The following is an 18078-nucleotide window of genomic DNA, read 5'->3' as shown; positions in this document are numbered from 1 at the left end:
CCCCCACCCTTCCCACGGCGTAAGCCGTGGGAAGGGTGGGGGCAGACGTGGCCCGCCCCGCCCCTCAATCCTCGCCGATGCGCTGGCTTTCCTGATAGCGGAAGGGGTTGGCCGGGTAGACGCCCAGGATCTTCACCTCGCCGGCGCGGGCGAAGAAGGCCAGCTCCTCCAGCGCCAGACGCAGGGAGCGCTCCTCCGGATGGCCCTCCACGTCGGCGTAGAACTGGGTCTGGGTGAAGTGCCCGCCGACCATGTAGCTTTCCAGCTTCGTCATGTTGATGCCGTTGGTGGCGAAGCCGCCAAGCGCCTTGTAGAGGGCCGCCGGCACGCTGCGCACGCGGAAGACGAAGGTGGTGATGATCTTGGCCCCGGTCCCCTCGGCGGGCAGCGGCGGGGTCTTCGGCTCGCGCGACAGGATCAGGAAGCGGGTGGTGTTGTGCTCCGCGTCCTCGATGCCGCCCTTCAGGATGTCCAGCCCGTAGATGTCCGCGGCCAGCGAGGAGGCGATGGCCGCGTGCTGCGGGTCGCCCAGCTTGGCGATCTCGGCGGCGGCGCCCGCGGTGTCGGCGTGGGAGATCGCCGTCAGCCCGAGTTCCCGCGTCATGTTGCGGCACTGGGACAGCGCCTGGATGTGGCTGCGCACCGTCTTCAGCCCGGCCAGCGTCGCGCCCTTCGGGGCGAGGAGCTGGTGGTTCACCCGCTGGAAATGCTCGCCGATGATGTGCAGGCCGCCTTCGGGCAGCAGATGGTGGTTGTCGGCCACACGCCCGGCGATGGAGTTCTCCACCGGGATCATGGCGAGCGCCGCGCGCCCCTCGCGCACGGCGGCGAAGGCGTCGTCGAACGTGGCGCAGGGCAGCGTCGTCATCTCCGGAAAGACCGTCCGGCAGGACAGGTCCGAATAGGCGCCGGGCAGGCCCTGGAAGGCGATCACGTTCGAGGTCGTCATCGGGAGGTCTTCTTTTTAAAGGGAGGTGCGCTTTTTAGAGGGGCGCGCGCTTGGCGAGGATCGCGCGGGCGCGCTCCAGGTCGGCGGGAGTATCGACGCCGAGCGGAACCGCGTCAACGACGGCGGCGTCGATGCGCATCCCGAAGGCCAGCGCGCGCAGCTGCTCCAGCCGCTCCCGCTGCTCCAGCGCCGAGGGCGGCAGCCGGACGTAGCGCTCCAGAGCGGCGCGGCGGTAGGCGTACAGCCCGATGTGGTGGAACAGCGGACCGTCGCCCCACGGGGCGGTGGCGCGGCTGAAATAGAGGGCGCGGCCCCGCCGGGCGCCGGGCGGCAGCTCCAGGATGGCCTTGACCACGTTGGGGTCGGTGCGCTCCTCCTCCCGCGTGATCTCGACCACCAGCGTGGCGATGTCCACCTGCGGGTCGGACAGCGGGGCGAAGGCGGTGCGCACAACGGCGGGCTCGATGGTCGGCAGGTCGCCCTGCACATTCACCACCGCGTCGTATTTTCCTTCCGGGTCGAGCAGGCCGACCGCCTCGAAGATGCGGTCGGAGCCCGAGGGATGGTCGGGCCGGGTCAGCACGGCGGTGCCGCCCGCCGCCTCCACCGCCGCGGCGATCTCCGGCTCGGCGCAGGCGACCACCACCGGGCCGATCTCCGCCTCCATGGCGCGGCGCCACACCTGCACGATCATCGGCGCGCCGCCGATGTCGGCCAGCGGCTTGCCCGGCAGGCGGGTGGAGGCCATGCGGGCGGGAATGACCACGATGGGATTTGAGGGCGGCGGGTTCGCCGTGCTCTGGATATCTGCGCTGGCGTTCATGTCGGCGTTCATGATGGAACGGCCCCCTGTCGCGTCGGAAAGGTGGCGCGGGTGAACCATGGATCGCCCTTTGCGTCAAGCGGCGTCACTCCAATATTCAACTGGCCAACAGTCTGAGAACCGTTATTCCTGTGGCAAGGGAGGGGGCCGAAGCGGTGACAAGCCGCCGCGGTCACGCTATCGTGCGGCGGAGAACCAGCCAGCCCTGGCGACGGACCCGCGGCACGACAAAAAAGGGGAACAAGACGTTATGAGCATGGAGTGGAACAAGATTTTCGGCGCCGTGCTGCTGGCGGGCCTGATCGCCATGCTGGCGGGCTTCGCCGCGGAAGTTCTGGTGCACCCGAAGACGCCTGAGAAACCCGGCTATGTCGTGGCCATGCCGGAGGGCGCCGCTCCGGCCCCCAGCGGTGGCGCCGCCCCGTCCGGCCCCGCCGAGATCGCCCCGCTGCTCGCCAAGGCCGACGCCGCCGCCGGCCAGTCCGCGGCCAAGGCCTGCGCCGCCTGCCACAGCTTCGACAAGGGCGGCCCGAACAAGGTCGGCCCGAACCTCTACGGTATCGTCGGCGCTCCGCACGGTCATCTGGACGGCTTCGCCTATTCCGACGCCATCAAGGGCAAGGCCGGCCCCTGGAACTACGACGAGCTGAACCACTTCCTCTACGACCCGAAGGCCTACGCGCCGGGCACCAAGATGACCTTCGCCGGCGTCAAGAAGGACCAGGACCGCGCGAACATCATCGCCTATCTGCGCTCGCTGTCCGACAGCCCGGCGCCGCTGCCGCAGTAACGCGCGGCGGTTCCATCTGGGAAACAGGCGAAAGCCCCGCCGTCCATCGGACGCGGGGCTTTTTCGTTCCGCCTCAAACGGAAAGCCCGCAGATTGGCCTTGCATATGACGGCCCTATCGCCGATATAGGGCGCGGGAGGCTGGCGGCGGACGAGTCCCTCGCCAACCCGGTCAGGTCCGGAAGGAAGCAGCCGTAACGAGTTTCGGCTCGGGTCGTTCGTCCAGTCTCCCACCCTTCCCCATAAAATCCGGCAGCGAATTCAAACGGCGACAGCCCCGTGCCGTGACGCTATTCTGCGCTCCGTCGTGAAGCCGATTACCGGGCCAGCCGCGTGACCGATACCACCGTTGCCGATGCATCCTCTTCCGTTTCCGGGACGTCCGGGGGCCTTGCCTACCGGGTTCTGGCGCGGAAATACCGTCCGAAGAGCTTTGCCGAGCTGATCGGGCAGGACGCGCTCGTCCGCACCCTGACCAACGCCATCCATTCGGGCCGCATCGCCCAGGCCTTCATGCTGACCGGCGTGCGCGGCGTGGGCAAGACGACCACCGCCCGCATCATCGCCCGCGCGCTGAACTGCACCGGGCCGGACGGCGCCGGCGGGCCGACGGTGACGCCCTGCGGCGTCTGCGACAACTGCCGGGCCATCGCCGAGGACCGCCACGTCGACGTGATGGAGATGGACGCCGCCAGCCACACCGGCGTGGACGACATCCGCGAGATCATCGACGGCGTGCGCTACGCCCCCGTCTCGGCGCGCTACAAGCTCTACATCATCGACGAGGTCCACATGCTCTCCAAGAGCGCGTTCAACGCGCTCCTGAAGACGCTGGAGGAACCGCCGGCCCATGTGAAGTTCGTCTTCGCCACCACCGAGATCCGCAAGGTGCCGGTGACGGTGCTCTCGCGCTGCCAGCGCTTCGATCTGCGGCGCGTCGACGCCCAGGTGCTGAAGGAGCATTTCACCCGCATCACCGGCCTGGAAGGGGCGGGGATCGAGCCGGACGCAGCATCTCTGATCGCGCGGGCCGCCGACGGGTCGGTGCGCGACGGGTTGTCGCTGCTCGACCAGGCCATCGCGCTGGCCGCCGGCACGGTGACCGCGCAGCAGGTGCGCGACATGCTGGGGCTGGCCGACCGCAGCAAGGTGATCGACCTGTTCGAGGCGGCCGTCTCGGCCAGGCCGGCGGAGGCGATGGACCTGCTGTCCGACCTGCACCGCGTCGGCGCCGATCCGGTGGTGATTCTCCAGGACCTTCTCGACCTCGTGCACAATCTGACGCGGCTGAAGGTGGTGCCGGACAGCGCCAACGACCCCGGCCTGCCGGAGGCGGAGCGCACCCGCGGCGCCGCCCTGTCGGCCAAGCTCGGCATGCCGGCGCTGACCCGCGCGTGGCAGCTCCTGCTGAAGGGGCTGGGTGAGGTGCAGGCGGCCCCGGTGCCGCAGCAGGCGCTGGAAATGGTCATCGTGCGGCTGTCCTACGCCGCCGACATGCCGACTCCCGGCGATTTGATCCGCCAGTTCCAGAATTTGCAGAACGGCGGCGGGTCTGGCCAGGGTGGCAATCCGGCCCCGCGCGGCCCCGGTGGCGGGCCGGTGGCGGTGGGCGGCTCCGCCGTGCGCGCCGTCGCCCAGGCCCAGCCGAGCCAGCAATCCAGCCCGCAGCCCGCGCAGACCGTTGCCGTTGCCGTGGCCGACGAGGAGCGCGTGGCGATGCCGCGCGACTTCCGCACGCTGGTCCAGGTCTTCGCGGAGAAGCGCGAGGGCGCGCTCTACGGCCACCTGACCGGCAGCGTCCATCTGGTGCGCCTGGAGCCGGGGCGGCTGGAGTTGCGCCTGACGACCCTGGCCCCGTCGACCCTGCCGAATCGCGTCGGCCAGCTGTTGACGGAATGGACCGGCCAGCGCTGGGTCGTCATTGTCTCGGACGCGCCGGGCGAGCCGACGCTGATCCAGCAGGAGCAGGCCGCACAGAGGCGCGCGTTGGAGGAGGCGGAGGCGCATCCGGTGGTGCGCGCCGTTCTGAACGCCTTTCCCGGCGCGAAGATCACCGATGTCCGCGACCTCAAGGCGGCGGTCGAGGCCGAGCCCCAGGTTGCGGATGACGGGGAGAATCCCGACCTTATGGTCATGCAGCAGGACGACGGGGTTTATTACCCGCTCGACGATGAAGGAGATTTCTGACCCATGAAGAACCTCGGCCAGATGATGAAGCAGGCCCAGCAGATGCAGGCCAAGATGCAGGAGATGCAGGCCCGCCTGGGCGAGGTCGAGATGACCGGCCAGTCGGGCGCCGGCATGGTCAACGTGACGGTGAACGGCAAGGGCGAGATGAAGAAGATCAAGCTCGACAAGTCGATCGTCGATCCGGAGGACATCGAGGTCCTGGAGGACCTGATCATCGCCGCCTTCAACGACGCCAAGGCCAAGGTGGAGCAGCACGTCGCCAACGAGACCCAGAACCTGATGGGCGGGATGAAGCTGCCGCCGGGCATGAAGCTGCCGTTCTGAGTTGTCATGGCCGGGCCGCCGCAGTCGCGGTCCGGCCACCCTTTAAAAAACGAAGCCGTGCCAGCGAAGCCTTGAATGATCGGACCTGAAATCGAGCGCCTGATCCAGCTCCTGTCCAAGCTGCCGGGGCTGGGGCCGCGGTCGGCGCGGCGGGCGGCGCTGCATCTGATGAAGCGCCGCGACAGTCTGCTGGTGCCACTGTCCGAATCCATGGCGCTCGCCGCGGAGGCCATCCGCAACTGCTCGGTCTGCGGCAACCTGGACAGCCGCGACCCCTGTTCCGTTTGTTCCGACCACAGCCGCGACCGCTCGACCATCTGCGTGGTGGAGGACGCCGGCGACCTCTGGGCGCTGGAGCGCACGCGCGCCTTCCACGGCACCTACCATGTGCTGGGCGGCACGCTGTCGGCCTTGCAGGGGGTGGGGCCGGACGATCTGAACATCCCGTCCCTGGTGGAGCGCGCGAAGGACCCGGCGGTGACCGAGGTCATCCTGGCGCTGAACGCCACGGTGGACGGGCAGACCACCGCCCATGTGGTGACCGACCGCCTGTCCGGCAGCGGGGTCTCCGTGTCCCGTCTGGCCCACGGCGTGCCGGTGGGCGGGGAACTGGACTATCTGGACGACGGGACGCTGACCGCGGCGCTGAAGGCGCGGCGGCCTTTGTGAGATACGTGTTTTTGTGAGGGAAGCATTGCCCCCTCCCTAGCCCTCCCCCGCTATCGCAGGGGAGGGGATATCGCTCCCTCTCCTGCGAAGCGGGGGAGGGAAGGGGCCCGCGGCAAAGCCGTGGGAAGGGTGGGGGCCCGTCCCGACCACCCACCCATTCCCACAAACCTTACTTCTTCTTCAGCGCGGCGACGCCCGGCAGATCCTTGCCTTCCAGCCACTCCAGGAAGGCGCCGCCGGCGGCGGAGATGTAGGTGAACTTCTCCTCCACGCCGGCGTGGGCCAGCGCCGCCACGGTGTCGCCGCCGCCGGCCACCGACAGCAGGCCGCCTTCCGACGTGCGCTCGGCGACGAGGCCGGCGACGGCGTTGGTGCCGCCGTCGAAGGGCTGGATCTCGAAGGCGCCCAACGGGCCGTTCCACACCACCGTCTTCGCGCCCTGGAGCTTCAGGCCCAGGAACTCGACCGTCTTGGGGCCGACGTCCAGCGCCATCTCGTCGGCGCCGATGCCGTCCGCCGGGACGGCGCGGTTGGCCGCACCGGCCTTGAACTCCTTGGCGACGATGAAGTCCTTGGGCAGCAGAAGCTCGCAGTTGGACGCCTTGGCGGTCTCCATGATGGCGCGGGCCTGATCGGCCATGTCCTTCTCGCAGAGCGAGGCCCCGACATCCACGCCCTGGGCGAAGAGGAAGGTGTTGGCCATGCCGCCGCCCAGCGCCAGCATGTCGACCTTCTTCACGAGGTTGCCGAGCAGGTCCAGCTTGGTGGAGATCTTGGCGCCGCCGACGACGGCGGCCACCGGGCGCTCCGGCTTCTCCAGCGCCTTGGTCAGCGCCTCAAGCTCGGCCTGCATCAGGCGGCCGGCGGCGGCCGGCAGGTACCGGGCGACGCCCTCGGTCGAGGCGTGGGCGCGGTGCGCGGCGGAGAAGGCGTCGTTGACGTAGAGGTCGCCCAGTTCCGCAATCTGCTTGGCGAAGGCCGGATCGTTCTTTTCCTCTTCCGCGTGGAAGCGGGTGTTCTCCAGCAGCACGATGGCGCCCGGCTGGACGCCGTCGATGGCGGCCTTGGCCTTGTCGCCGACGCAATCCTCGCCGAAGGAGACGGTCTGGCCGACGGCGGCGCTCAGCGCGTCCAGCACGTTGCGCAGCGAGTTCTTGGCGTCCGGTCCGTTCTTCGGGCGGCCGAAGTGCGACAGAACCACGACCTTCGCACCCTTCTTCGCCAGCTCGGTCAGAGTCGGCGCCAGACGGTCGATGCGGGTCGTGTCGGAGACCTTGCCGTCCTGCATCGGGACGTTGAGGTCGGCACGCACCAGCACCGTCTTACCGTTCACGTCGAGGTCGTCGATGGTGTTGAACTCGGTCATGGTTGCTGTCCCTGCGGGTTGAACTTTTGCCCGGCAATCCAGCACAGGGGCGCCCGCTTTGCAACGGCCCGCGTGGGCGACCGGTTGCCCCATGCGGCGAAAAGACAGGGCCTATGGGCGGGCGGGACCGCCGATCCCATCTCTATGTCCATGAACAGGATCGCCCCGCCCCCCTCCGCGAGGCTGGCCCCCCGGCTTGCTTACGCGGCCAGCCAGTCCGCCCGTGTCGCCTGGTTCCTCGGCCAGTACATGATGGCCGCGCGGATCGGCCGGCGGATCACCGGACCGCCGCGGACCACCCCGCCCGGCGGGCGTCCGGTGCCCGGCACCCGCGCGATTTTGGAGGAGCTTCGCGCCCTGCTGGCCCGCGACCTCGCCAACATCGAGGCGGGCTACTACCGCCTGCCGCACGACCTGCTGCCCGACCCGCGCCGGCTGCTGACCGACGCCGCGGCCTTCTTCCGCGACGTGCCGGAGGTGTCGCGGCGGCGGCGCGACCACGCGGCGGTGGAGGTGCGCGCCAACCCGCCGCCCGGCAGCGGGGGGTTGCCCGCCTATTACCGCCAGAACTTCCATTACCAGAGCGGCGGCTACCTGACGGAGGAGAGCGCCCGGCTCTACGACCATCAGGTGGAGGTGCTGTTCGGCGGCGGCGCCGACGCCATGCGCCGCCAGGTCCTGGTGCCGATCTTTGAGCATCTGAGGACGCGCCGGAGCGCGGACTGCCGCCTGCTCGACGTGGCCGCCGGGACGGGGCGCTTCCTGACCTTCGTGAAGGACAACCACCCGCGCCTGCCGGTCACCGCGCTCGACCTCTCCCCGGCCTATCTGCGCGAGGCGCGGCGCAACCTCGCCCCCTGGGCGCGCAGCAGCGCGCTGGTCCAGGCGGCGGCCGAGGCGATCCCGCTGGCCGGCGGGTCGCAGGACATCGTGACCTGCATCTACCTGTTCCACGAGTTGCCGCCGAAGATCCGCGCCCAGGCCGCCGCCGAGATGGCCCGCGTGCTGAAGCCCGGCGGCATCCTGGTCTTCATGGACAGCGTGCAGTACGGCGACAACTCGATGATGGACGGGCTGATCGACCGCTTCCCGCAGTCCTTTCACGAGCCCTTCTACGCCCATTACGCCCGCGACGACCTGCCCGCCCTGTTCGCTGCCGCCGGGCTGCGGCTGCGCGACACGTCGCTGGCCTACATGTCCAAGCTCCTGCTTTTGGAAAAGCCGGAGCCCTGATCACGGACGGTTGCAACAAAAGCGTCATGGTTCTGTAACTTGACCGTGGCTGGGGCCTGTGCAACACGGGAACCCACCGGAAACGACGGGGCACGAATGGTGGTCGAAGCGGAGTCCAACCGGGAAACCGAGCTGAAGCTGGCCGTCAGGGCCGAAGACATGGCGAAGCTCCGGTCCTGCCCGGCGGTCGCATCCCGCGCCAAGGGAAAAGCCGGCACCAAGACCCTGGAAAGCACCTATTACGACACCGCCGACCGCCGTCTGGCCGGGCGGCTGGTGACGTTGCGTGTGCGCAAGGTCGGCAACCAATATCTCCAGACCGTCAAGGGCGCGCCGGAGAGCGGCGAGCTTGGCCGGGCGGAGTGGGAGCATCCGGTCGCCGGACCGGCCCCCGACCTGTCGGCCATCGAGTCGCCGGAGGCGCTGGACCTGCTGGGCCCGGTCGGCGCGGCGGAGTTGCAGCCGCTCTTCACCACGCTCATCCAGCGCACCGTGCGCGTGGTGACGATGGGCGAGGGCGAAAGTGCCAGCCGCATCGAGGTCGCCTTCGACAGCGGCGAGATCCGTGGCCCCGACGGCGCCTCCATCCCCGTGTCGGAGGTGGAGCTGGAGCTTCTCGAAGGCTCCGCCGCCGCCCTCTACGAACTGGCGCTGGAGCTGGCCCAGGCCGCCCCGCTGCGGCTCGACCCGCGCACCAAGGCGGAGCGCGGCTACGCGCTCGCCGACGGGACGGTGGACAAGGTGGTGAAGGCGGGCAAGCTGGAACTGGACCGCGACACCACGGTGGAAGGCGCGCTGGCCCGCATCCTGCGCTCCTGCATCGGCCACATGCTGGCGAACGAGGCGGTCACGCTGGTCGGTGAGGACGCGGAGGGCGTCCACCAGATGCGCGTGGCGCTGCGCCGCCTGCGTTCGGCGCTCGCCCTGTTCAAGGACTTCATTCCCGCCGACTCCTACGCCTGGCTGGTCGGCGAGGTGAAGTGGCTGGGCGGCAGCCTTGGCCCGGCGCGCGACTGGGACGTCTTCCTGGCCGAGCTGCTGGAGCCGGTGAAGGACTCCTTCCACCGCGCCGACGGCCACGGCAAGCCGCTCCAGGAGGACATCGACGCGCTCGCCGCCGCGGCGCGCGCGCGGCGCGACCGTGCCTACGAGGGGGTGCGTGAGGCCATCCGGTCGGAGCGCTACACCCGCTTCCTGCTGAAGTTCGGCGCCTGGGTCGAGTCGCGGGGCTGGCGCGACCAGCCGGTCAGCGAGCATTCCGCCCGGCTGTTCGATCCGGTGGAGGATCTGGCCGACCATCTGCTGTCGCGCCGCGCCAAGAAGGCCCGCCGCGCCGGCCACGGCTTCGCGAACCTGTCGGTGACCGAGCGGCACGAGCTGCGCATCGCCCTGAAGAAGCTGCGCTACGCGGCGGAGTTCTTCCGCAGCCTCTACGACGACAAGCCGGCCCGCCGCTACATCCAGGACCTGTCGGCCTTCCAGGACGCGCTGGGCCACCTGAACGACGTGGCGACGGCGACCCGCCTGCTGCACGAGCTGCACGACGACGGCAGCCGCCCCGAGCCGGGCGAGCCGCGCGCCGCCGGCATCGTCATCGGCTGGCACGCCCGCGGCGTCGCGGAGTCCGAACCGGCGCTCCGCGACCTGTGGAAGGAGTTCGCCGACGCCAAAGCCTTCTGGTCAAAGCCCGACCGGGAGGGGTAATCTTCGCGCCCATGCGGACCATCCTCGTCGCCAACATCAAGGGCGGTTGCGGCAAGACCACGATCGCCACCCACCTCGCCGCGGCCTGCGCCGCCGCGGGGCACAGCACGGCGCTGGCCGACGTGGACCGCCAGCGCTCCTCGCTGGGCTGGCTGGCCCGCCGCCCGGTCACGGCCGCCGCCCTGGTCGGGCTGGACTGGGCCAAGGACCTGTCCGACGCGCCGAAGGGCATCCAGCGCCTCGTCATCGACGCGCCGGCCGCGCTGAAGACCAAGCAGATCGAGGATCTGGTGCGGATGGCCGACGTCGTCGTGCTGCCGGTGCTGCCCAGCGCCTTCGACGAGCAGGCGACGCAGCGCTTCCTCGGCAAGCTGGAGGAGCTGAAGTCGATCGCCAAGAACCGCAAGTCGGTGGCGGTGGTCGGCAACCGCCTGCGCCCCCGCACCAAGGCGGCGGACCGGCTGGACCAGTTCCTCGGCGGGGTCGGGCACAGCGTGGTGACCCGCCTGCGCGACAGCCAGATCTACGCCGACGCCGCGGCCTCCGGCCTCAGCCTGTTCGACCTCACCGGCAAGCGCGCCGCCGAGCACCGCGCCGACTGGGAGCCGCTGCTGGCCTACATCGAGAAGGCGTGAGCCGGAAAGGCGCCGTTACACTCTGTTACGTTCGGCGGCGGCGCGGGACATCAAGCGGTTACAATCCGGCCCCATTTTGGCCGCATTCCGTTCAACCCGCGAGCCATCCCCCATGCCCTCCCTCTCCTCCACAATCACCCGGCAGATCGTCACGCCGGTGACCATCGTCCTGTTCGTGGTCTCCACCGTCACCGGGATCATGCTTCTGCTGCACTGGAACGGCAATCTGGTGCGCTTCTCCCACGAGTGGCTCAGCGTTGGCTTCTCCGCCATCGGCCTGTGGCATCTGGCGCGCAACTGGACGGCCTTCCTTCAGTATTTCAAGCGCAACGTGGCGCTGTCGGCCTTCGTGGTCAGCGTCGCCGGCTCGCTGGTCTTCACCGCGATGACCGGGACGCCGGCCTCCACCGGCGGCCCCGGCGCGATGATGCGGGCGGTGGCGAACGCCCCGCTGGAGACGGTGGCGCCGGTCTTCGGGCTGGACCCCGACAAGGCCATCCAGGCGCTCAAGGCCGCCAACATCGAGGCGCAGCACGGCGAATCGCTGTCGGCCATCGGCAGCCGCGCCGGGATGAACGCGGTGGGCGTGGCGAACATCCTCACCGCCGCCAAGCAGGCCAAGCCGGCGTCAACTGGGCCAGCGTCGTAAGGCTTCGCCTCAGACCCGCGCCACCAGGAACAGCCGCTTGAAGGGAAACAGCGTGCGGCCGTCGGGGCGCCGGGGATAGGCGGCGTTCAGCCGGGCGCGGTAGGCCGCCAGGAAGGCGTCCAGCTCCGCGCCCGCCAGCGTGTCGAGGACGGGCAGCAGCGTCGTGCCGCGCGTCCATTCCAGCACCGGGTCCTCACCCTCCAGAACCTGGAGATACTCGGTCTCCCAGAGGTCCAGGCGCTGGGCGAGCGGGGCCAGCCAGCCGTAATAGACGTCGGGCGCGTGCACCGGGGCGGTGCGCAGGACCGGCGCCAGCCGCTCGGCCCAGGGACCGTCCGCCGCCGTCTCGTACAACAGGCGGTGCGAGGGCGCGTCGAAGTTGCGCGGCATCTGCACGGCCAGAACCCCGCCGGGGGCCAGCGCTTGCAGCAGGTCGGGGAACAGCCGGTCGTGCCCGTCCAGCCATTGCAGGGCGGCGTTGGAGACCAGCAGATCGACCGGCCGGTCGGGGCGCCAGACCCTCAGATCGGCCTGGAGCCAGCGCACGCCGGACGGCGTGGCCCGCGCGCGCTCCAGCATGGCGGGGGAGTTGTCCACCCCCAGCGCCTCGGCCTCCGGCCAGCGTTCGGCCAGCAGGCGGGCGAGCTGCCCGGCCCCGCAGCCGAGATCGACCACCGTCCGTGGGGTCAGGGAGGGCAGCGCCGCCACGAGGTCGTGGGCCGGGCGGCGGCGCCAGGACTCGAACCGTGCGTATTGTTCGGGGTCCCACGGCATGCCCGGCCTCCACCGGTTGAAAGGGGTTGCGGGTTATTCCTGCTCGCGCTGGCGGGCGATCCGCTCGTCCATCTGGTTGTAGTGCTTCGTCACCATCATGAAGATCGTTCCGATGCAGCCGATGGCCAGCAGCCAGCCGCCGTAATAGAACGCCGTGTCCGCCGCGCGCGACGCCGCCAGCAGGCCGATGAACGCCATGAAGCCCAGGATCCCCCCGGTGATCCACTTGCCCGTGCCTTCCAAAGTCCCGTTCCCTTCCTTCGCTGCCGGTCCCGCGCGGGGCGTGCGCCCGGCGGGATGCCGACGGGTTGACCGTGCCGCGAATTCTGGTGGAGCGGGCGCCGGAAATCAATCCGGGATGGGCGAATCCGATGTGGGCATTTCGCCCAACCGGGCGGCTTCCTCCATGACGATCCCTGGGGGAAGCTCCAGCGCGAAGACGGTGCCCGCCGCGGTGCTCTCCACCAGCCGCAGCTCGCCGCCATGGGCGCGCAGCACCTCCCGCGCGATGGCGAGGCCCAGCCCGACGCCGCCCGCCCGCGCGGAGCCGGCGAAGGGCTGGAACAGGTTGTCCCGCGCCCGCGGCGGCAGGCCCGGCCCGTCGTCGGCCACCAGCAGCACCAGCCCGCCGCCGGGCCGTTCCCGCGCCGTCACCGTCACCGCTCCGGCCCCCGCCTGCGCCGCGTTGCGTCCCAGATTGACCAGCGCGCGGGAGAGCTGGGCGGCGTCGGCGCGGACGGTCAGCCCCTCCGGCACCCGGTTGTCCCAGCGCAGCTCCACGCGCTCCCCATCCGGGCGCAGGGCAGACAGCGCCGCGCCCCCGGCCTCCTCGACCAGCGGTCGCAGCGGCAGCTCGGTCCGCGCCAGGGGCAGCAGGCCGTCGCGGGTGTAGGTCATGGTCTGGCCGCACAGCTCCACCGCCCGGTCGATGGAGGCCATCAGCCGCGGCGTGACCCGCCGCACCTCCGGATCGGCGCTCTCGGCCAGCCGCTCCGACAGCAGGGCGGCGGTGGACAGGATGGCGCGCAGGTCGTGGTTGATCTTGGCGACCGCGGTGCCCAGAGCGGCCAGCCGCTCGCGCTGGCGCAGCGCGCTGCCGATGGTGGCCTGCATGTCGGCCAGCTCGCGCTCCGCCACGCCGATCTCGTCGGTGCGGGCGCTCGGCTGGAAGGGCGGCGTGCCGTCGGGGTCGCGGCGGATGGCGACCAGCCCCTCGGTCAGGCGGCGCATCGGCCGCACCAGCAGCCGGGTCAGCGAGACGAAGACCAGCACCGCCGCGATCAGCGAGATCGCCACCGACAGCGCCAGGATGCGGCCCGAGAAATCGATCATCGCCCGGATCATCGGCCGCTCGTCGATCACCATCTCGACCTGGAAGGCGGGGTCCTTGGGCGACGGCCCGATCACCCGGATCACCCGGTCGCGCCGCTGGGCCAGCGCCATGAAGGCGTCGGCGGCCAGCCGGGGCGCCATGGTGGCGCGCAGGTCGAAGACGGCGTCCACCGTCGGCGGCATGGAGCGGGACAGCATGTAGACCCGGCTGTCCGGCCGGATCAGCTCCACCGCGTGGGCGCCGACATGGGCGAGCAGCTCGTTCTGAAGCTCCATCGCCACCATCATGTCCGGCGTCGCCTCCACCGACAGGGCGGCGAGATGGGCGGCGGCCAGCCGCTCCTCCAGATAAGTCAGGCGGTAGCGCGCGATGGACGGCGTGTAGATCAGCACCTCGGCCAGCAGGACGAACAGCACGGTCAGCACCAGCAGCTTGGCCGACAGGCTGCGCGTCACGGAGGGCAGGGGCATGGGCGGCGTCCGGTCCGAATTCCAGTGGCGGGGGATGCCGGAGGATAGGGCAGGCCGCCGCGATTGCCCAGCCGGTGCCGGGCCGGTGCGGGGTTTTGTCCGGTTGAGGGGGCGGCGGCGCCGGTCCATACTGGATTCTCCGAGCAGCCCGAAAAGGAGGGCAGGCCATGTCCATCCTGAGATTCGAAGCGGTTTTGCAGACCGACCGGACCGCCGCGCTGATGGCGGCGGCGGACGGGATCACCGGCAACGGCGGCTGGATCGTCGACCACACGCTGTTCTCCGACGTGATGGCGGTCATCGCCTTCTGCGTCCCCGCCAACCGCACGACGGCGCTGGGCGAGGCGCTGGCCGCCGCCGGCATCCTGGTCAGCCCGCCGCTGCCGCCCTCCGTTCCGGGGACCGGCGAGGCGGCGGAGCGGGAGCTGCAGGGGCAGTTGACCCTGACCTTCGCCAAGGGCACCGGCGACCTGCGGCACGAGGTCCCGGCTTTCGAATGACGCCTTCAAATGACCGCCGCGCTCGTTCCGGGTCCGCGCTCTCCTCTGGCGCGGCACTTCCAAGATTGGTAGTAGAACCGGCATGAGCGACCTTGCCCGTCACATCGACTCCCTGTCCCGCGCCAGCGTGCTGTGCGTCGGCGACGTCATGCTCGACCGATTCATCTACGGGTCGGTCGACCGCGTGTCCCCTGAGGCGCCGATCCCCGTTCTGCGGATCGAGCGCGAGACGGCCATGCTCGGCGGTGCCGGCAACGTGGCCGCCAACCTCATGGCGCTGGGCGCCGGCTGCCGCTTCGTGTCGGTGGTGGGCGAGGACGCCGCGGGGCTGGAACTGGTCCGCCTCGTGGCGAAGGAAACGGGCGACGGCGGCGGGCTGGTCGCCGAGCCGGGGCGCCAGACCACCGTCAAGACGCGCTTCATCGCCGGCCGCCAGCAGCTCCTGCGCGCCGACGCCGAGACCATCGCCGCCATCGCGTCGGAGGAGGAGGTGATGGTCGCCGCCCGCACCGGCCTGCTGACGGTGGGCGCGGTGATCCTGTCCGACTACGGCAAGGGCGTGCTGACCGACGCTCTGGTGGCGCAGCTCATCCAGGCGGCGCGGGAGGCCGGTGTGCCGGTGGTGGTCGATCCCAAGGGCGACGATTTCGGGCGCTACCGCGGCGCCAGCGTCATCACCCCCAACCGTAAGGAGCTGATCCAGGCGACGGGGATGCCCGCCGACAGCGACGCCGAGGTCGAGGCCGCCTGCCGCTTCCTGCTGGAGACCTGCGGCATCGACGCGGTGGTCGCCACGCGCAGCGAGCGCGGCATGTCCGTGGTGACCCGCGATGGGGCCACCCATCTGCCGGCCAACGCGCGCGAGGTGTTCGACGTCTCGGGCGCCGGCGACACGGTGGTGGCGACCCTGACCTCCGCCCTGTCGGTGGGGGTGGATCTGGCCGACGCGGCGCGGCTGGCCAATCTGGCCGCCGGGATCGTGGTTGGGAAGGTCGGCACCGCGGTGGTCCGCGCGCCGGAGCTGCTGTCCGCCCTGCACGAGCAGGAATGGCGCAGCGGCGAGGAGAAGGTCGACACGCTGGAGCAGGCTGTGGAGCGGGCGGCGCGCTGGCGCGCCCGTGGCAAGCGGGTGGGCTTCACCAACGGCTGTTTCGACCTGCTGCACCCCGGCCACATTTCGCTGCTGAACCAGGCGAAGGCGGCCTGCGACGTGCTGGTGGTCGGGCTGAACAGCGACGCCTCGGTGAAGCGGCTGAAGGGCGAGACGCGCCCGGTGCAGACCGAGACGGCGCGGGCGACAGTGCTCGCCTCGCTGGCCTGCGTCGATCTGGTGGTGGTCTTCGGCGAGGACACGCCGGAGGAGCTGATCCGCGCCCTGCGCCCCGACGTGCTGGTCAAGGGGGCGGACTACACCGTCGCCACGGTGGTCGGCGCCGGATTCGTTCAGAGCTATGGCGGCAAGGTCGTGCTGGCCGACCTCGTGGACGGCCAGAGCACGACCAACACCATCAAGCGCATGCAGCGCTGAACGCCGCGATGCGGTCATCGGGGCGCCGAGACCCCGGAGCCGAAGCTCCGGGGCGTCCGCGCCGCGCGATCACATCTTCTTCTGGACGCTGTCCGACGAGCGCTCCATGGCGCGGCCGCCCGCCTGCACGTCCTGGCCCATGCCTTCGACGGTGTTGCAGGCGGCGAGGCTGGTGGTCAGGGCGGCACCCAGGGCGGCGAAAAGGACGAGCTTCTTCAGGCTGCGCATGGCATTTTTCCTCTTGAGGTCAAAAACAATCGCCTGAAAAACGCGAGAAACCCGCCCAAGGTTTCCGAAGACCCGCGATGCGGAAGGACAGTTCTCCACACTCAAACGGATAGGGGGAGACGCGCATGTTCGAAGGGTTCACCCGCCACCGCATCGCCACCGACGGCGCCGAGATCCACACGCTGGTCGGGGGCGAGGGGCCGCCGCTCCTTCTGCTTCATGGGTTTCCGCAGTGCCACGCCCTGTGGAACCGGGTCGCGCCCCGGCTGGCCGAGCGCTTCACCGTGGTGCTGACCGACCTGCGGGGGTACGGCCAATCGTCGAAGCCGCCGGGCGATTCCGCGCACGAGACCTACTGCAAACGCACCAACGCGCGCGATCAGGTGGCGGTGATGGCCGCGCTGGGCTTCGACCGCTTCCGGCTGGCCGGGCACGACCGCGGTGCGCGGGTGGCCCACCGGCTCGTCCTCGACCATCCCGACCGGGTCGAGCGCGTCGCCTTCCTCGACGTGGTGCCGACGCTGGAGGTCTTCGCCCGCATCGACCAGCGCATGGCGACCGCCTACTACCACTGGTTCTTCCTGATCCAGCCCAACAATCTGGCGGAACGGCTGATCGGGTCGGACCCGGACTTCTACCTGGGGCAGGTGCTCGGCTCCATCGGCAGCAGCGCCGACATCTTCGAGCCGGAGGCGATGGAGGCCTACCGCGCCGCCTTCCGCGACCCCGCCACCGTCCACGCCATGTGCGAGGACTACCGCGCCGCGGCGAGCATCGACCTGGAGCACGACCGGGAGGACCGCGCGGCGGGCCGCAAGGTGACGTGCCCGGCCCTGTTCCTGTGGGGCCGCAACAGCGCGGTCGGGCGCCTCTACGACGACCCGCTGGGCATCTGGCGCGGCTACGCCCCGGCCATCGGGGGGCAGGTGATGCCCGCCGGCCATTTCATCCCCGAGGAGGCGCCGGAGGAGACGGCGCGGGCGCTGCTGGATTTCTTCCCCGGCTGATCCTCACGCCGCGCATCGCGGAACCGTCCCTGTGCCGAGGCCCGGACCCCCGTTCCGGCCCGGCATGAAGGAAAGGGACATCGCCATGCGTTGCCAGCAGCTTCTGAACACCATCCAGGGGTGCATCGCCAACGGCACCACCAACGGCGCGCGCGCCGCCGTCTTCGCCCAGAACGTCAACATCCGCGGCGGCTGGGAGGTCTGGCTGCAGCTTGAGATCGCCCACGGCTTCCTGAACATCCAAGGCAACTGGACCTGCGAGAGGGAGCGGCCCTATCCCTCCACCAACGCCGCGAATCCCTATCTGACCTACGCGGCGGGGGGGCCGGCATGGGGGGTGACCAACAACATCAACGCCGCCGCCCGCGCCGATTTCTACCTTCACCGCAACGCGGCCCCGACCGACGACAGCTACATCGAACTGAAGTGCATCAACCCCAACCACGCCATGCCCCTTCAGGACGCCTGGAACCGTTTTAACGCCGACGTGGTCAAGCAGCAGACGCTGCGTGGCGGCAACGCCGGGCTGAATTACGTTTCCATTCTGGCAACCTTCGGCACCTTCCAGGCGGCCGACGTGGCGGGTCCCAATCCGGGCCTCGGCTGGTACTGGGCGGGCGGGCGCACCGCCTACGTGTACGACATGGCCAACAATCAGGTCACCACCCTGGCGAACGTCGCCCAGGGCGGCGCGCCGCGGCTGTTCCTCGTCGCCGTTTCGGTGTGATGCGGCCGGGGCGGAAACCCCGGCTCCCATCGTTTCGGCATGGGTTCCGGCTGGTCCCATGCCCGTCTTTCAACCCGGCATCCCTCCCCCCGGACGAACTGTCCCGTTGCCAGTTGGCGTGAGCGGCGGCATAAATCGGCGCGCGGCCCTCCCCGCTGGACGGGACGGCTTTTGGCAAAC

General features: G+C 70.3%; 19 protein-coding genes and 1 other RNA gene. 13 read left to right on the top strand and 7 right to left on the bottom strand.

Annotated elements, in window-relative coordinates; translation table 11 throughout:
* Nucleotides 1-64: 64 nt before the first annotated feature.
* Together DXK32_RS05995 and DXK32_RS05990 are read right to left on the bottom strand one after the other, a co-directional pair.
* Complete coding sequence (locus tag DXK32_RS05995; RefSeq protein WP_114857668.1) at nt 65-949, bottom strand: prephenate dehydratase; 885 nt, start codon at nt 947-949, stop codon at nt 65-67.
* Nucleotides 950-983: 34 nt separating this feature from the next.
* Nucleotides 984-1772, bottom strand: a complete 789-nt coding sequence (locus tag DXK32_RS05990) for a 3-deoxy-manno-octulosonate cytidylyltransferase (RefSeq protein ID WP_114857678.1) — start codon at nt 1770-1772, stop codon at nt 984-986.
* Nucleotides 1773-2022: 250 nt separating this feature from the next.
* Between DXK32_RS05990 and DXK32_RS05985 the strand changes: the two genes are divergently transcribed.
* The 5 genes from DXK32_RS05985 to recR all read left to right on the top strand — a co-directional run bounded on the left by DXK32_RS05985 (nt 2023) and on the right by recR (nt 5744).
* Complete coding sequence (locus DXK32_RS05985) at nt 2023-2562, top strand: c-type cytochrome (RefSeq protein WP_114857667.1); 540 nt, start codon at nt 2023-2025, stop codon at nt 2560-2562.
* 135 nt (nt 2563-2697) lie between these two features.
* Nucleotides 2698-2795, top strand: an RNA gene (ffs, locus tag DXK32_RS05980) — signal recognition particle sRNA small type.
* A gap of 99 nt (nt 2796-2894) precedes the next feature.
* Nucleotides 2895-4748 carry a DNA polymerase III subunit gamma/tau gene (locus DXK32_RS05975; protein ID WP_114857666.1) on the top strand — a complete coding sequence of 618 codons (1854 nt, stop codon included), beginning with the start codon at nt 2895-2897 and terminating at the stop codon, nt 4746-4748.
* 3 nt (nt 4749-4751) lie between these two features.
* On the top strand, nt 4752-5075 hold the full coding sequence (locus tag DXK32_RS05970) for a YbaB/EbfC family nucleoid-associated protein (RefSeq protein ID WP_014239409.1): 324 nt from the start codon (nt 4752-4754) through the stop codon (nt 5073-5075).
* 75 nt (nt 5076-5150) lie between these two features.
* Nucleotides 5151-5744 (top strand): recombination mediator RecR, encoded by a 594-nt coding sequence (gene recR, locus DXK32_RS05965; protein ID WP_014239410.1) that lies wholly within the window; start codon nt 5151-5153, stop codon nt 5742-5744.
* 169 nt (nt 5745-5913) lie between these two features.
* Here recR and DXK32_RS05960 read toward each other — a convergent pair whose 3' ends face one another.
* A complete protein-coding gene (locus DXK32_RS05960; RefSeq protein ID WP_114857665.1) occupies nt 5914-7110 on the bottom strand; it encodes a phosphoglycerate kinase in 1197 nt (398 codons plus the stop codon).
* A 144-nt stretch (nt 7111-7254) separates the two neighbouring features.
* Between DXK32_RS05960 and DXK32_RS05955 the strand changes: the two genes are divergently transcribed.
* From DXK32_RS05955 to DXK32_RS05940, 4 genes are all read left to right on the top strand, one after another.
* The gene (locus DXK32_RS05955; protein WP_247876997.1) at nt 7255-8343 is read left to right on the top strand and encodes a class I SAM-dependent methyltransferase; all 1089 of its coding nucleotides are present in this window, start codon (nt 7255-7257) and stop codon (nt 8341-8343) included.
* Between the two features lie 96 nt (nt 8344-8439).
* A complete protein-coding gene (locus tag DXK32_RS05950; RefSeq protein ID WP_114857664.1) occupies nt 8440-10047 on the top strand; it encodes a CYTH and CHAD domain-containing protein in 1608 nt (535 codons plus the stop codon).
* 11 nt (nt 10048-10058) lie between these two features.
* Nucleotides 10059-10682, top strand: coding sequence for a ParA family protein (locus DXK32_RS05945; protein WP_114857663.1), 624 nt, complete (start codon nt 10059-10061; stop codon nt 10680-10682).
* 112 nt (nt 10683-10794) lie between these two features.
* Nucleotides 10795-11331, top strand: a complete 537-nt coding sequence (locus DXK32_RS05940; protein ID WP_114857662.1) for a DUF4405 domain-containing protein — start codon at nt 10795-10797, stop codon at nt 11329-11331.
* A gap of 9 nt (nt 11332-11340) precedes the next feature.
* On the opposite strand, the gene DXK32_RS05935 is transcribed toward DXK32_RS05940, so the two are convergent.
* The 3 genes from DXK32_RS05935 to DXK32_RS05925 all read right to left on the bottom strand — a co-directional run bounded on the left by DXK32_RS05935 (nt 11341) and on the right by DXK32_RS05925 (nt 13908).
* Nucleotides 11341-12105 carry a methyltransferase domain-containing protein gene (locus tag DXK32_RS05935; RefSeq protein WP_114857661.1) on the bottom strand — a complete coding sequence of 255 codons (765 nt, stop codon included), beginning with the start codon at nt 12103-12105 and terminating at the stop codon, nt 11341-11343.
* Between the two features lie 33 nt (nt 12106-12138).
* Nucleotides 12139-12303, bottom strand: a complete 165-nt coding sequence (locus tag DXK32_RS05930) for a hypothetical protein (protein ID WP_162801091.1) — start codon at nt 12301-12303, stop codon at nt 12139-12141.
* Nucleotides 12304-12453: 150 nt separating this feature from the next.
* Nucleotides 12454-13908: a sensor histidine kinase gene (locus DXK32_RS05925; protein ID WP_114857659.1), complete on the bottom strand. Its 1455-nt coding sequence runs from the start codon at nt 13906-13908 to the stop codon at nt 12454-12456.
* Nucleotides 13909-14075: 167 nt separating this feature from the next.
* Here DXK32_RS05925 and DXK32_RS05920 point away from each other — a divergent pair, with 167 nt between their 5' ends.
* Together DXK32_RS05920 and rfaE1 are read left to right on the top strand one after the other, a co-directional pair.
* Nucleotides 14076-14408: a hypothetical protein gene (locus DXK32_RS05920; protein WP_114857658.1), complete on the top strand. Its 333-nt coding sequence runs from the start codon at nt 14076-14078 to the stop codon at nt 14406-14408.
* A gap of 82 nt (nt 14409-14490) precedes the next feature.
* Complete coding sequence (gene rfaE1 / locus DXK32_RS05915; RefSeq protein WP_114857657.1) at nt 14491-15936, top strand: D-glycero-beta-D-manno-heptose-7-phosphate kinase; 1446 nt, start codon at nt 14491-14493, stop codon at nt 15934-15936.
* Between the two features lie 69 nt (nt 15937-16005).
* Here rfaE1 and DXK32_RS05910 read toward each other — a convergent pair whose 3' ends face one another.
* Nucleotides 16006-16164, bottom strand: coding sequence for an entericidin A/B family lipoprotein (locus DXK32_RS05910; protein WP_114857656.1), 159 nt, complete (start codon nt 16162-16164; stop codon nt 16006-16008).
* Between the two features lie 125 nt (nt 16165-16289).
* Between DXK32_RS05910 and DXK32_RS05905 the strand changes: the two genes are divergently transcribed.
* On the top strand, nt 16290-17171 hold the full coding sequence (locus DXK32_RS05905) for an alpha/beta fold hydrolase (protein WP_114857655.1): 882 nt from the start codon (nt 16290-16292) through the stop codon (nt 17169-17171).
* Nucleotides 17172-17235: 64 nt separating this feature from the next.
* Nucleotides 17236-17898, top strand: a complete 663-nt coding sequence (locus DXK32_RS05900; RefSeq protein ID WP_114857654.1) for a hypothetical protein — start codon at nt 17236-17238, stop codon at nt 17896-17898.
* Nucleotides 17899-18078 lie beyond the last annotated feature (180 nt).

This window comes from Azospirillum brasilense, from assembly GCF_003349955.1.
Classification (GTDB): domain Bacteria; phylum Pseudomonadota; class Alphaproteobacteria; order Azospirillales; family Azospirillaceae; genus Azospirillum; species Azospirillum brasilense_B.
Note: the sequence above shows the minus strand (reverse complement) of the source record. Positions and strands in the feature narration are given on the sequence as shown.